Source organism: Campylobacter concisus (assembly GCF_902460705.1).
GTDB classification, from domain to species: Bacteria; Campylobacterota; Campylobacteria; order Campylobacterales; family Campylobacteraceae; genus Campylobacter_A; species Campylobacter_A concisus_Z.
This window is the reverse complement of record NZ_CABPUP010000001.1, coordinates 561,872-575,714: the sequence shown is the minus strand read 5'-3', so window position 1 is coordinate 575,714 and position 13,843 is coordinate 561,872. Positions and strand designations below refer to the sequence as shown.

14 protein-coding genes are annotated in these 13,843 nt (G+C 38.4%); all 14 read left to right on the top strand.

The window, feature by feature from the left end:
• Positions 1–2: 2 nt before the first annotated feature.
• A complete protein-coding gene (gene pglA, locus F3G75_RS02825) occupies positions 3–1,118 on the top strand; it encodes a N,N'-diacetylbacillosaminyl-diphospho-undecaprenol alpha-1,3-N-acetylgalactosaminyltransferase (protein WP_149716472.1) in 1,116 nt (371 codons plus the stop codon).
• A complete protein-coding gene (gene pglC / locus F3G75_RS02820) occupies positions 1,111–1,716 on the top strand; it encodes an undecaprenyl phosphate N,N'-diacetylbacillosamine 1-phosphate transferase (RefSeq protein ID WP_021091777.1) in 606 nt (201 codons plus the stop codon). The genes pglA and pglC overlap by 8 nt, the downstream gene beginning before the upstream one ends.
• Positions 1,703–2,293, top strand: coding sequence for a UDP-N-acetylbacillosamine N-acetyltransferase (gene pglD / locus F3G75_RS02815; RefSeq protein ID WP_149716471.1), 591 nt, complete (start codon positions 1,703–1,705; stop codon positions 2,291–2,293). The genes pglC and pglD overlap by 14 nt, the downstream gene beginning before the upstream one ends.
• 48 nt (positions 2,294–2,341) lie before the next feature.
• Positions 2,342–3,433, top strand: a complete 1,092-nt coding sequence (pglE, locus tag F3G75_RS02810; protein WP_149716470.1) for a UDP-N-acetylbacillosamine transaminase — start codon at positions 2,342–2,344, stop codon at positions 3,431–3,433.
• Complete coding sequence (pglF, locus tag F3G75_RS02805; RefSeq protein ID WP_149716469.1) at positions 3,434–5,215, top strand: UDP-N-acetylglucosamine 4,6-dehydratase (configuration-retaining); 1,782 nt, start codon at positions 3,434–3,436, stop codon at positions 5,213–5,215.
• Between the two features lie 2 nt (positions 5,216–5,217).
• The gene (locus F3G75_RS02800) at positions 5,218–6,114 is read left to right on the top strand and encodes a PDC sensor domain-containing protein (protein ID WP_149716468.1); all 897 of its coding nucleotides are present in this window, start codon (positions 5,218–5,220) and stop codon (positions 6,112–6,114) included.
• Positions 6,111–6,722, top strand: a complete 612-nt coding sequence (hisH, locus tag F3G75_RS02795) for an imidazole glycerol phosphate synthase subunit HisH (RefSeq protein WP_149716467.1) — start codon at positions 6,111–6,113, stop codon at positions 6,720–6,722. The genes F3G75_RS02800 and hisH overlap by 4 nt, the downstream gene beginning before the upstream one ends.
• Complete coding sequence (gene hisA, locus F3G75_RS02790; protein ID WP_087579121.1) at positions 6,722–7,432, top strand: 1-(5-phosphoribosyl)-5-[(5-phosphoribosylamino)methylideneamino]imidazole-4-carboxamide isomerase; 711 nt, start codon at positions 6,722–6,724, stop codon at positions 7,430–7,432. The genes hisH and hisA overlap by 1 nt, the downstream gene beginning before the upstream one ends.
• Positions 7,433–7,495: 63 nt before the next feature.
• Positions 7,496–7,861, top strand: a complete 366-nt coding sequence (locus F3G75_RS02785; RefSeq protein ID WP_002939933.1) for a chemotaxis response regulator CheY — start codon at positions 7,496–7,498, stop codon at positions 7,859–7,861.
• Positions 7,861–8,694, top strand: coding sequence for a 50S ribosomal protein L11 methyltransferase (locus F3G75_RS02780; protein WP_149716466.1), 834 nt, complete (start codon positions 7,861–7,863; stop codon positions 8,692–8,694). Before F3G75_RS02785 ends, F3G75_RS02780 begins: the two co-directional genes overlap by 1 nt.
• Positions 8,687–10,612 (top strand): ATP-dependent zinc metalloprotease FtsH, encoded by a 1,926-nt coding sequence (gene ftsH / locus F3G75_RS02775; protein WP_149716465.1) that lies wholly within the window; start codon positions 8,687–8,689, stop codon positions 10,610–10,612. The genes F3G75_RS02780 and ftsH overlap by 8 nt, the downstream gene beginning before the upstream one ends.
• A 2-nt stretch (positions 10,613–10,614) precedes the next feature.
• On the top strand, positions 10,615–11,241 hold the full coding sequence (locus tag F3G75_RS02770; RefSeq protein WP_149716464.1) for a phosphatidylserine decarboxylase: 627 nt from the start codon (positions 10,615–10,617) through the stop codon (positions 11,239–11,241).
• A complete protein-coding gene (gene pssA / locus F3G75_RS02765; protein ID WP_072594435.1) occupies positions 11,234–11,965 on the top strand; it encodes a CDP-diacylglycerol--serine O-phosphatidyltransferase in 732 nt (243 codons plus the stop codon). The genes F3G75_RS02770 and pssA overlap by 8 nt, the downstream gene beginning before the upstream one ends.
• Before the next feature lie 146 nt (positions 11,966–12,111).
• A complete protein-coding gene (locus F3G75_RS02760; protein ID WP_107824507.1) occupies positions 12,112–13,626 on the top strand; it encodes a 2-isopropylmalate synthase in 1,515 nt (504 codons plus the stop codon).
• Positions 13,627–13,843 lie beyond the last annotated feature (217 nt).

The window sequence follows — 13,843 nt, the reverse complement described above, 5'->3', positions numbered from 1 at the left end:
AAATGGCAAAGATAGGGTTTTTAAGCCACGCTGACATGAGCATACACTTTTTTAGACGACCTATTATGCAAGCTTTAAAAGATATGGGGCATGAGGTTTTTGCTATCGCTCCAAAAGGAAATTTTACTGATGAGCTTGCTAAAAGCTTTCACTCTGTCACTTACGAGCTTGATAAGGCTAGCCTAAATCCACTAACTGTGATAAATAACTCCAAAAAACTATCTCAAATTTTACGTGAGCTAAATTTAGACCTGCTGCAAACTGGCGCTCACAAGTCAAATGTCTTTGGCACGTTTGCCGCTAAAAACGCTGGCATAAAGCACGTGATAAATTTGGTTGAAGGGCTTGGTAGCTTTTATATCGATGATGATATTAAGACGAAGGCTGTGCGTTTTGTCATGGAGAGCCTTTATAAGCTCTCTTTTGCAAAAGCTGATGCTTGCATCTTCGTAAATGACGCAGATCCAGACTATCTGATTTCTAGAAATTTGATAGATAAAAGCAAAGTGTATCGCATAAAAAGTGTCGGCGTGGATACTGCTAAATTTGACCCAGCTATCACGCAGGCGGCTGATCTTGGCGATAAAAAGGTGATTCTCATGATCGCAAGAGCTATGTGGCACAAGGGTGTTCGAGAATTTTACGAGGCAGCTGAAATTTTAAATGGCTATAAAAACTGCGAATTTGTCTTTGTGGGCGAGGGTTTTGCTGGTAATAAATCAACCGCAGATGAAAGCTTTTTAAAAGGTGGCAAGGTGCGATATCTTGGCGCTAGAAACGACATACCACAGCTTTTAAAGGCTTCTTATTTGCTGGCACTCCCTAGCTATAAAGAGGGCTTTCCAAGAACGGTTTTAGAGGCGATGAGTATGGCTAAAGCAGTCGTTGCTAGCGATGTGACAGGCTGCAACGAAGCAGTAAAGGATGGCTACAACGGGCTTTTATGCAAAGTAAAAGACGCAAATGATCTTGCTGACAAGATAAAAATTTTGCTTGATGGTGAGGAGCTTTGTGCTAGACTTGGTCAAAATGGCAGGGATTGGGCAGTTAGCGAGTTTGACGAGAAGCAAATCGCAAAAAGATATATAGAAATTTATAGGAAATTTATAGATGTATAGAAATTTTTTAAAGAGGGTGATTGATATTTTGGGGGCTTTGTTTTTGCTCATTTTAACGTCACCTATCATCATAGCAACGGCGATTTTTATCTATTTTAAAGTAAGCCGTGATGTTATTTTCACGCAGGCAAGACCAGGTCTTAATGAGAAAATTTTTAAAATTTATAAATTTAAGACGATGAGCGATGAGCGTGACGCAAATGGCGAGCTCTTGCCAGATGAGCAGCGTCTTGGTAGATTTGGTAAGCTAATCCGTTCGCTTAGCCTCGATGAGCTACCACAGCTATTTAACGTGCTAAAGGGCGACATGAGCTTCATTGGGCCAAGGCCGCTTTTAGTTGAGTATCTGCCTATTTATAACGAAACGCAAAAGCACCGCCACGACGTACGTCCAGGTATCACAGGGCTAGCGCAAGTAAATGGCAGAAACGCCATAAGCTGGGAGAAAAAATTTGAGTACGACGTCTATTACGCTAAAAATTTAAGCTTTATGCTTGATGTAAAGATCGCCTTACAAACCATCGAAAAGGTGTTAAAACGAAGTGGCGTCAGCAAAGAGGGGCAGGCGACGACGGAGAAATTTAATGGCAAAAACTAAGAAAATTTACATCTACGGAGCGAGCGGTCATGGTCTTGTAGTGGCTGATATCGCTAGAAGCAACGGCTATGATGAGATAGTTTTTTTAGATGACGCTAGCGAGCGTAAATTTAGCCCAGAGCTTGAAAAAGCTGACATTGTAATATCCATTGGCGACAATAAAACAAGGCAAAAAATCAGCCAAAAAGTAGAGGCTGCTGGCTTTGATATAGTAAATTTGATCCATAAAAGTGCGGTTGTGAGCGAAAGTGCTGTGATAGAAAAAGGCGTAGTTGTCATGCCAAATGCCGTTATAAACGCAAAAGCTCACATAAAAGAGGGCGCTATTATAAACTCTGGCACTGTGATAGAGCATGAGTGCGTGATAGGTAAATTTGCTCACATCAGCCCAAATGCAGCCCTTGCTGGAAATGTGAGCGTGGGCGAATTTACGCATGTTGGTATTGGCTCAAGCGTTATTCAAGGTATAAGTATCGGCAGCAGCTGTGTCATTGGTGCTGGAAGTGTGGTTGTAAGAGATATAAAGAACGGCACAAAGGCTTACGGCGTGCCAGCATGCGAGCGCGCTAAGATATAAATTTAAAAATAAGTGCTAAAATCGCCAAAAAATCACGAAAGGGATGAAATGGATAGGGTTTTTTTATCTCCACCAAATATGAGCGGAAAAGAGCAAGAATATATAAAAAAAGTTTTTGAAAGCAACTATATAGCGCCACTTGGCGAGTATGTAAATAAATTTGAAGAAAGTATAAAAAGCTACACCGGAGCAAAAGATGCTCTTGCACTAAGCGCTGGAACGGCTGCGCTTCACCTAGCACTTCGCGTCCTTGGCGTAAAAGAGGGTGATTTTGTACTAGCTTCTAGCTTTACTTTCATGGCTTCAGTCTCGCCTATACTTTATGAAAAAGCAACTCCAGTATTCATAGACTGCGATGAGAGTTGGAATTTAAGCCCAGAGCTACTAAAAAAAGCGATATCAAATTTACCTAAAAAGCCAAAGGCATTAGTCGTTACTCATCTTTACGGTCAAGCTTCAAAGATGAAAGAAATTTGCGAAATTTGCCAAAACGAGGGCATCGCTTTGGTTGAAGATGCAGCTGAAGCACTTGGCGGATTTTACGGCGGTAAGGCGCTTGGCACATTTGGCGTGATGGGCGCATATAGTTTTAACGGCAACAAGATCATCACTACTTCAGGCGGCGGTATGCTAGTTGGCGACAAGGAATTTGTAGAAAAAGCTAGATTCTACAGCACTCAAGCTAGAGAGCCTTTGCTTCACTATGAGCACAAAGACTATGGCTACAACTATCGCTTAAGCAACGTGCTAGGCGCTATTGGCGTGGCACAGATGGAAGTTTTAGAAAAAAGAGTCGAGCAAAAGAGAAGAGTCTTTGAAATTTATGAAAAAGAGCTTGGCGATATTTTAGAATTTATGCCAGAGCTAGCAGATTCTCGTGGCAACAGATGGCTCACAACTGGCGTTTTTGCCAAAAAAGATGCACATTTAAAAGTTATCAAAGCACTAGCTGATGAAAATATTGAGAGCCGCCCACTTTGGAAGCCTATGCATTTACAGCCTGTCTTTAAGGGTGCGTTAAGCTTTATCAATGGATATAGCGAAGATCTATTTTCAAGAGGAATTTGCTTGCCAAGTGGCAGCGATATGAGCGAGCAGACACAAGAAAGAGTGATAAAAATAGTCAAGGAAAATGCTTAAATGTTTCATGCAACGAAGTTAAAAAGGCTCGTATTTTTCCTTCTTGGCGATGTTTTTATATTTATCTTTTCGATATATGTGGCTTATCTTTTAAGATTTAACGCCGATATCCCAGATATCTATGTACAAGGGCTTTTTGTAACGGCTGGATTTTTGATCGTATTTAAGCTCTTTTTTATGTGGATGTTTAAAATTTACAAGGTACCGTGGAGGTTTTTTGGATTAAACGAAGCAAGAAAAATTTTCCTAGCTCACGTTTGCTCAGCGGTTTTATTTACGATCGTTTTTTTTATCATTCAAGATTTTTTAAATCCATATCCAAGAAGCGTTATTTTCATTGATCTTCTTATTTCATGCTTACTTGTTGGGCTTTTAAGAATTTCAAAACGCATGGTGCTAGACTTTTCAAACAAACCTCACAAAGGCGAGCCTTGTGTTGTTATAGGTGCAACGTCAAAAGCGCTTCACGTCTTGCGTGGCTTAAAGCAGGGCTATCTTGACTACTACGCAGTTGGCGTGGTAGATGGCAGAAGTGACCTTGTTGGCACATATTGTGATGGATTTTTAGTTCAAGATAAAAAAGATATACCAAGCCTTATAAAAGACTACGACGCAAAGACTGCTATCATCGCACTAGCACTTGATCAAGACGAGCTTCAAGCATTAGTTGATGAGCTGAGCGGATATGGCATAAGAGATATGAAACTCTTTTCGCTTATCGAAAATGAGCCGATCAAGGATATCTCGATCGAAGACTTGCTCGCTAGAAAGCCAAAAGATTTAAACCCAGAGGCTATTTCAAATTTTTTAAAAGATAAAAGAGTACTTGTCACTGGAGCCGGAGGCAGTATAGGAAGTGAAATTTGTAAGCAGTGCTTGAAATATGGCGTAAGTGAGCTTATAATGGTTGAACACAGCGAGTTTAACCTTTATAAAATAGGCGAAGATACAAGAGATAAAAGAACTGTTAGCAAGCTTGTAAATATCACAAATTTAAAAGACTTTGAAGAGGTTTTTGAGGAATTTAGACCAGAGATTGTCATTCACGCTGCAGCTTACAAACACGTGCCACTTTGCGAGCTAAATCCTCGCTCAGCAGTTGAAAACAACATCCTTGGCACAAAAAATGCAGTCGATCTTTCTAAAAAATATGGCGTTAAGAAATTTGTCATGATCTCATCAGACAAGGCTGTGCGCCCAACAAACATAATGGGTACAACTAAGCGTGTTTGCGAGCTTTACGCACTAAATTCAAATGAAGCAGGTGTATGCGAGATAGTTTGTGTTCGCTTTGGTAACGTCCTTGGCTCAAGTGGCTCTGTCATACCTAAATTTAAAGCGCAGATCGCTGCAAATAAGCCACTAAGCGTCACTCACCCAGAGATCACAAGATACTTTATGCTTACATCTGAAGCTTGTCAACTAGTCCTTCAAGCGGCCTCCATTGCAAAAGGTGGAGAGCTTTTTGTGCTTGACATGGGCGAGCCTGTTAAGATCGTTGATCTTGCTAAAAAGATGCTTCTTCTTTCAAACAAAGAGCATTTGGGTATAGAATTTGTAGGTCTTAGACCAGGTGAGAAGCTTTATGAAGAGCTACTTATCAACAAAGATGATGTGCAAACAAGATATGAATCGATCTTTGTGACACATTCAGAGCCTTACGATTTAGTGCTTTTAAACTCGCAGATAAGTGAGCTTTTGCAGCTTGAGGATAATGAGATCGCACCTGCACTTAAAAAGATCGTTCCTGAGTTCAATCACGCATTAAATTTAAAAGGTTAAATTTGGTTATAAAAGATATTAAGAGATTTAGTGATACGAGATATAAGGCAAGGGCGTATATTTGTTATTTATTTAGTAGAAATTTGCCAAATAGACTGCCTGGAGTTTGTTTGGAGAACATAAAAGCTGGCTTTGATAAGATTAGCCACGAGATAGAAAATTTTGATGCATTGTATATTTTAGACGAAAATGGCGTGCAGATCGAAGACTCGATCAGTCTAAATGAAAAATACAAGATCCCAAAGGGTGAAAACCGTGCAAATAAGGCATACTACTATACCGCAGTGCGTGAGAAAAGGTGTGTTTTAAGTGATCCTTATCCGTCAAGTCTAAATGGAAATTTATGCGTCACGGCAAGTGTGCCTATCTATAATGAAAAAAATGAGCTTAAATTTATTGCCTGCATCGACATTAGCTTAGAAAACATCCTAAAAATGGTCGATGGTGGCTTTGTTGAGGAGCATTTTGGTAGATTTTTAAAGACTGTTTACACACTATTTTGTGCCTCACTTTTTATGATCTGTGCGTTTTTGTTTTGGCATGGCGTGAAGAGCTTTATCTCAAAAAGTATCGAGCATATAAATGTCGAAGAAATTTTTGAATCAACCATCATTTTAACGCTGGCTCTTGCCATTTTTGATCTTGTTAAGACGATATTTGAAGAAGAGGTTTTAGGTAAAAATCACGAAGAAAATAGCGTTATTTATAAGACGATGGTTAGATTTATCGGCTCAATTATCATCGCACTTGCGATCGAGGCGCTTATGCTAGTCTTTAAATTTGCTATCACCGCACCTGAAAATATCATAAATGCTATCTATCTAATAGGCGGCGTGGCGATGCTAATGGCGGCACTTAGCTTTTATCTTTTTAGCGTAAAAAGGCAAGAGAACAGATGACCGCTATTATTGATTATGGTGCGGGTAATATCAAAAGCGTGATAAATGCTTTTAAATTTCTTGGACATGAGTGCGTTTTAGTAAGTGATCCTGAGAATTTAAAAGAGTACTCTCACATCGTTTTACCAGGCGTTGGAGCTTTTGGTGAGGCGATGACAAAGCTAAAAAATAACGGCATGGACGAAGCCGTAAAAGGAGCTGTAAAAAGCGGCAAAGCTTTTATTGGTATTTGCCTTGGTATGCAGCTTTTATTTGAGCGAAGCTTCGAGTTTGGCGAGCATAAGGGACTTTCTCTTTTGCCCGGCGAGGTCGTAAAATTTAATGAAACTAATTTCGATAAGCCATTAAAGATACCTCACATTGGCTGGAACGCTTTGGAATTTAAGCAAAATAGCCCATTAAATTTAGGACTAAAAGAGCTTGAGTATTTATATTTTGTGCACAGCTATCACGTGGTTTGTGATGATAAATTTGCACTGGCAAAAACAACTTATGGCTATGAATTTACAAGTGCGGTTTGGCATGAAAATATCTTTGGCTTTCAGCCTCATCCAGAAAAAAGTCATGAAGCTGGACTTAAAATTTTAGAGAATTTTGCGAGGTTATGATGGAAATTTTTCCAGCGATTGATTTAAAAGAGGGACAAGCAGTTAGACTAAGCAAAGGTCTTATGCAAAGTGCAAAAATTTATAGCAACGAGCCAAGTGAACTTGCTAAGAAATTTGAAGATTATGGCGCAAAATGGCTTCATGTGGTTGATTTAGACGGTGCATTTGCTGGAGAGACGATAAATTTTAAAACAATTGAAAAAATTACAAAGGCTACAAATTTAAGCGTCCAAGTAGGTGGTGGCATAAGAGATGAAGAGCGAATAAAACGCTATTTAGACCTTGGAGTTAGCAGAGTGATCCTTGGCTCAGTAGCTCTTAGAGATCCAGAATTTACAGCAAAAATGGCTGAAATTTATAGAGTTGTAGTCGGCATTGACGCAAAAGATGGCTACGTGGCCGTGCAAGGTTGGGGCGAGATCTCAAATATAAAAGCAGTCGATCTTGCAAGAAAATTTGCAGATGTTGGCGTGGAAGCTGTGATTTGTACCGATATTAACAAGGATGGAATGCTTGGCGGAGTTAATGTTGAGTTTAGCTTGCAAATAGCTAGAAATAGCAAGCTTGAGACGATAGCAAGTGGTGGCGTGAGTGATATAAATGATATTTTGATGCTAAAAGCTACAAATGAGATTAGTGGCGTAATAGTTGGGAAAGCCTACTATGAGGGGTTGCTTGACCTAAAAGAGGCCTTTAAACTACTTAGATAGCGTTAAAGCTTTTATAAATTTAAATTAGCTAGAATAGGGCAATTTTTACTAAAAGGATATTATGTGAAGATTTTGGTTGTAGATGATAGTTCAACAATGAGAAGAATCATAAAAAATACTTTACAAAGGTTAGGACATCAAGAAATTCTTGAGGCTGAGCACGGTCTTGAGGCCTGGAATATCTTAACTCAAAATGAAGGTATCGAAGTTCTTATCACTGATTGGAACATGCCTGAGATGAATGGCCTTGAGCTTGTTAAAAAGGTAAGGGCTGAGCAAAAGTATGTTGATATGCCTATCATAATGGTAACAACAGAGGGCGGAAAAGCCGAAGTTATAACAGCTTTAAAAGCAGGTGTTAATAACTACATCGTTAAACCTTTTACGCCACAAGTTTTAAAAGAGAAGCTTGAAGACGTTCTTGGTTAATGAAAGATAAATTCTACGAATTAAGCATAAAAACATCAAATTTTTATGATGAAATTTTAGAGCTAGTTTTCTCTTTTGGAGTCACCTGTGTTGAAGAGCTAGATCACGAGATCATCATCAGGGAAGAGTATGATCTAAAAGATATAGCTTGGGGTATTGAAGAGTATGCAAAAGGGCTCTCTAGTGTTCGTAAAATTTCAAATGATTTAAAAATTTCTCTTAATTTAAAAGAAAATAAAGACTGGCTAGGTGAATATAAAAAGGCAGTTAAGCCTATTTTGGTTGATAAAATTTATGTTAGACCTAGCTGGGAAGAGCCACTTAATGGCGTAACAAATATCATAATCGACCCAGCTCTAGCCTTTGGCTCAGGGCACCATGAAAGCACAAATTCTTGCTTGCAGCTTTTACAAAAATATGCAAAAAGTGGCAATACTACTTTAGACGTGGGCTGCGGAAGTGGAATTTTAAGTATTGCCCTGGCAAAGCTTGGCTGTAAGGTCGATGCTTGTGATACAGACGAGCAAGCCACGCAAAGCTCAATTAGCAACGCCGAGTTAAATGAGATTAAATTTAATAAAATTTGGATAGGCTCTATCGCGAATTTAGAGCAAAAATATGACATTGTCGTAGCAAATATCATTGCTGATGTCATTTTTATGCTCTCAAATGACTTAAAAAAATCGCTTAAAAAAGGCGGCTACTTGGTATTGTCAGGAATTTTAAACAAATACGAAGATAGGATTAAAGATACGTTTAAGGATTTGGAGCTAATTGAGATAAAACAAAGTAACGATTGGAGTAGCTTTGTTTATAAGGAAATAGATGAATAACCAAAATAATAACCAAAATAATGGCAACAATAACGGTTTTTTTAATAAAAATCCTATTTTCATTTTTGCTATTTTTGCAATAGTTATAGTTTTAGCTTTTAGAAGCTTTAGTGGAGACGGACTAGGTGGCTCTTTTGGGCTAAATAGCAATGCCCAGAGTAAAATGGTAGCTTATTCTGAGTTTAAAGATATGTTAAAAAATAAGCAGCTAAATGAGGTTGCCATCTCAGAAACTACCATAAAAGGCATAGGTAGTGACAAAACTATCTATCTTGCAAAACGTATAAATGATCCAACGCTCATTGGTATACTTGAGCAAAATGGCATAACTTATAGCGTTTATAGCGAAAATAACTGGTTTGGTGATCTTATATTTTCATGGATCATCCCGGTATTTATATTTTTTGCCATTTGGATGTTTATTGCTAGTCGTATGCAAAAGAATATTGGCGGTGGCATACTTGGTATAGGAAGTGCAAAAAAACTTATAAATTCTGAAAAGCCAAAAGTTAAATTTGACGATGTCGCAGGTGTCGAAGAGGCAAAAGAAGAGGTTCAAGAGATAGTTGATTATCTAAAAAGTCCTGATAAATATCTAAGACTTGGGGCAAAAATTCCAAAAGGAATTTTGCTAGTTGGCCCTCCAGGTACAGGTAAAACACTTCTTGCAAGAGCAGTTGCAGGCGAGGCTAGTGTGCCATTTTTCTCTATGTCAGCATCAAGCTTTATAGAGATGTTTGTCGGTGTTGGCGCAAGTAGGGTTAGAGATCTTTTTGAAAATGCTAAAAAAGAGGCTCCAGCGATCGTTTTTATAGATGAGATCGATGCGATCGGTAAAAGTAGAAATTCTGGTCCGATGGGCGGCAATGACGAGAGAGAGCAAACGCTAAATCAGCTTCTTTCTGAGATGGACGGCTTTGATGCGGATAAATCACCAGTCATTGTTATAGCAGCTACAAATAGACCTGAAGTTTTAGATGCTGCGCTTTTGAGGCCAGGTAGATTTGATAGGCAAGTGCTTGTTGATAAGCCTGATTTTAAAGGACGCTGCGACATTTTAAAAGTTCACATGAAAGATGTAAAGATCGGTAAGGATGTAAATATCGAAGATATTGCAAGGCTTACGACTGGTTTAGCTGGTGCTGATCTTGAAAATATCATAAATGAGGCAGCACTTCTTGCAGGACGTAAGTCAAAGACCTTTGTCGAGCAGGCTGATCTTGTGGAGGCTGTCGAGAGATCGATCGCTGGACTTGAGAAAAAGTCTCGCCGCGTAAATCCAAAAGAAAAAAGGATCGTCACTTATCATGAGTGCGGTCACGCCTTGATAGCTGAACTAACAAAAGGTGCAAAAAGGGTAACAAAAGTCTCAGTCGTACCACGTGGTCTTGCGGCACTTGGCTATACTCTAAACACGCCTGAAGAGAATAAATTTATGATGCAAAAGCATGAGCTGATAGCAGAAGTAGATGTGCTTTTGGCTGGTAGAGCTGCTGAAGAGGTGTTTATTAAAGAAATTTCAACCGGGGCTAGCAACGACCTAGAGCGTGCGACTGATATCATAAAAGCTATGGTTAGTATGTATGGTATGAGCGATGTTGCCGGTCTTATGGTGCTTGAAAAGCAACGCGCGACATTTTTAAATGGTGGTCAAAGTATCAAAGATTACAGTGATAAGATGGCTGAGAAGGTTGATGAGTTTGTAAAAACGCTTCTTCATGAAAGATACACTGCTGTGCTTGGTTTGCTTGAAATTTATAAAGGCGCTATTGAAAATATGGTATCAGCACTTTATGAAGAAGAAACAATCGAAGGAAAAAGAGTTAGAGAGATCATTAAAAACTACGAGATCGAAAATAGTTTAGAGACCAGGCTTGTAGAGACCGAAGAAGACGAAAAGAGTAAAAAAGAGGAATAAAAATGAGTGGCTATATCGCGAAAGCAGGATATAAATTTATATTATTTTTTCTAATTTTATTTGTTTTATCTTTGCTATTTGGGATATTGCCACTACTTTTTGCTATTTTACTTTTTTTGGGGCTTTATTTTTTTAGAGATCCTGAGAGAGAGCCATTTTCTGATGATAAATTGGCTTTACTATCGCCGATTGATGGTAAGATAAAAGAGATCAGTGCTTCAAATTTTAATAATAATGAAGTAGCTAAGATCGTCATAAAAAAATCTTTTTTTGATGTTGGTACATTAAGGGCTGTAAGTGATGTAAAAGTAGCTGAAATACGAAAAAGACATGGCTTATTTTTGTGCCAGGCTATGAAAATTTCAGAATTTTTAAATGAAAGAGCGATTATTCACTTTGAAAAAGAGAACATAAAATTTGTTATGAAAATTATAGCTGGAGCTTTAAGTCGAAGTTTAGAAATTTCAAATGTTACTAGCCTGAAAGCATCTAGAAAATTTGGTTTTTTAGGAAGTGGCGAGGTGATTTTATACCTACCAAGAGAGACTAAAATATGTGTAAGTGTCGGAGAAAGCGTAAAGGCTGCTTCGCTTTTGGGATATTTTGAAGAGGGAAAAAGAGATGAATAACATACAAAAGATGCAACTAATGTATATCTTGCCAAATTTATTTACAGCAGCTAGTGCTTTTTTGGGTGTTATTAGCATTATTTCATCTATTCAAGGTAACTATTTTAAAGCCATTATTTATATAATCTTATCGCTTATTTTAGATGGACTTGATGGACGTGTGGCTAGACTTACAAAGACAACTAGCAAATTTGGCGTAGAGTTTGATAGTCTTGCAGATCTTGTTGCTTTTGGTGTAGCGCCAGCGATTTTATTTTATTTGACTATTGGTAAAAATTTTGGCAGATTTGGAGCACTTATAGCTGCTATGTTTGTAGTTTTTGGAGCTATTAGGCTTGCTCGCTTCAATGTCACTACTGGCACATATGAGCCAAATGTTTTTATCGGACTTCCTATTCCATCAGCAGCTATTGTGAGCGTACTTTGGGTTGGTATTTATATCGACTATACTTTTTTAGAGGGATTTGAGTGGTGCTTGATGTTACTTGAAGCTACTTTGGCAGCTTTAATGGTTAGCAACATTCGCTATCCGAGCTTTAAAAAAATAAATTTAAAACAAACCCACGTGATAAGAATTTTAGTAGCTCTTGTAGTTGCGTTTTCGATGCTTTATCTATATCCATTTGAAAGCGCGACTTTGGTTATGAGCGTCTATATGCTTTATGGCATAGTAAGAGCCACTATAATGTTTAGTAAAAATTCCAAAAAAAAGGAGAGCGAATGAGCGAAAATGGCGTCATAAAATCACGTAAATTTTTACCTAAAATCGAAATCAAAAACTCTCTACTGCTGCTACTTAGGTAGCAAATTTCTCTTTACTTAACTCATCAAATTTAAAATTTAAATATAAAAAAATAAAAAAGGACAAAAATGGATAAGAATAAAATTATAATCTTTGATACAACTTTAAGAGATGGCGAGCAAAGCCCTGGTGCATCGATGAATACAGCCGAAAAACTACAGATCGCACTTCAGCTTGAAAGGCTTGGCGTGGATGTTATGGAGGCGGGATTTGCAGCAGCAAGCCCAGGGGACTTTGATGCGGTAAATCAAATAGCAAAGCAAGCCTCAAATATCACGGTTTGCTCTCTTGCACGTGCAGTTGAGCGTGATATAAAGGCAGCTGGCGAGGCATTGGCTCCAGCTAAAAATAAGAGAATTCATACATTTATAGCGACAAGCCCAATTCATATGGAGTACAAGCTAAAAATGAGCCCAGATGAAGTAATAAAACGTGCAATCGAGTCTATAAAATACGCAAAAACCTTTTGCGATGATGTGGAGTTTAGCTGCGAGGACGCTTGTAGAAGTGAAATGAGCTTTTTAAAAGAAATTTGTGATGCTGCCATAAATGCGGGTGCAAAAACTTTAAATATCCCTGATACGGTTGGTTATTTATATCCTGAAGAGATAACTGCTCGCATTAGTGAAATAGTAAAATTTGTAGGCGATAGAGCAATAATCTCTGTGCATAATCACAATGACTTAGGCATGGCTACGGCAAACTCGTTAGCGGCTATAAAAGCTGGTGCAAGGCAGGTCGAAGGTACGATAAATGGCATAGGTGAGCGTGCTGGAAATGCTGCGCTTGAAGAGATCGTGATGGCTATCAAAACCCGCCAAGACGTCTTTGCTCCATTTTATACAGATATTATCTCAAAAGAAATTTATCCAACTTCAAGACTGATCGCTAGTATTATAGGCATTGAGCCTCAACCAAACAAAGCTATCGTTGGTAAAAACGCATTTGCTCATGAGAGTGGCATACATCAAGACGGCGTGCTAAAACACAAAGAGACCTATGAGATAATTAGCGCTGAGAGCATAGGCCTTGAGAAAAATTCTCTCGTTCTAGGTAAGCATAGTGGTCGCCACGCATTTAAAGATAAGCTTGCTAGCCTTGGATTTGACCTTGATAGCGATGCTCTTAATAAGGCGTTTGAAAAATTTAAAGAGCTAGCTGATAAGAAAAAAGAGATATTTGATGATGATATTAGGGCTCTTGTGGCTGAAGAGATTACAAAAATTCCACAAGCTTATGAGATCACGGCTCTTCTTCAAAGTAGCGGCGGAAGCCTTGCGAGTGCTTCAATTAGTATAAAACACAATGATGAGATCATCAGTGACTCAGCTCTAGGAAATGGTACCGCTGATGCGATATTTAAGGTAGTTGATCGCATTAGTGGCATTAGTGGCACGCTAAAAGACTATAAAGTAGCGTCTGTTTCTCAAGGCAAGGATGCACTTGCAAAGGTTGATGTAAAGGTCGAGTTTGAGGGCAAAACGGCTGTAATAGGCCATGGACTTGACATAGATACTATGATGGCAAGCGCAAAAGCCTATGTTGGCGCACTAAATAGTTACCTTCGCATACATAAAAACTAGAATTTTAGCTGGCTGCTAAATTTGCAGCTGGCTACTTTAAATTTAATCCAAAAACTATATAAATTTTTTAAAATTTAAAGTCTTTATTTAAAAAAATAGATTTTACTATCTTTGCAAATTTTAAAATCTTACTCACTCGCCTTAGCAACTTACTAATTTTAGGGTTCATAAACATTCGCCACTAAATTTAGAAGCGTGATATGCTCGCTCATAAATT

Coding starts and splice junctions, on each gene's coding strand:
- pglA (WP_149716472.1), top strand. CDS start 3: ATGGCAAAGATAGGGTTTTTAAGCCACGCTGACATGAGCATACACTTT.
- pglC (WP_021091777.1), top strand. CDS start 1,111: ATGTATAGAAATTTTTTAAAGAGGGTGATTGATATTTTGGGGGCTTTG.
- pglD (WP_149716471.1), top strand. CDS start 1,703: ATGGCAAAAACTAAGAAAATTTACATCTACGGAGCGAGCGGTCATGGT.
- pglE (WP_149716470.1), top strand. CDS start 2,342: ATGGATAGGGTTTTTTTATCTCCACCAAATATGAGCGGAAAAGAGCAA.
- pglF (WP_149716469.1), top strand. CDS start 3,434: ATGTTTCATGCAACGAAGTTAAAAAGGCTCGTATTTTTCCTTCTTGGC.
- hisH (WP_149716467.1), top strand. CDS start 6,111: ATGACCGCTATTATTGATTATGGTGCGGGTAATATCAAAAGCGTGATA.
- hisA (WP_087579121.1), top strand. CDS start 6,722: ATGGAAATTTTTCCAGCGATTGATTTAAAAGAGGGACAAGCAGTTAGA.
- F3G75_RS02780 (WP_149716466.1), top strand. CDS start 7,861: ATGAAAGATAAATTCTACGAATTAAGCATAAAAACATCAAATTTTTAT.
- ftsH (WP_149716465.1), top strand. CDS start 8,687: ATGAATAACCAAAATAATAACCAAAATAATGGCAACAATAACGGTTTT.
- F3G75_RS02770 (WP_149716464.1), top strand. CDS start 10,615: ATGAGTGGCTATATCGCGAAAGCAGGATATAAATTTATATTATTTTTT.
- pssA (WP_072594435.1), top strand. CDS start 11,234: ATGAATAACATACAAAAGATGCAACTAATGTATATCTTGCCAAATTTA.
- F3G75_RS02760 (WP_107824507.1), top strand. CDS start 12,112: ATGGATAAGAATAAAATTATAATCTTTGATACAACTTTAAGAGATGGC.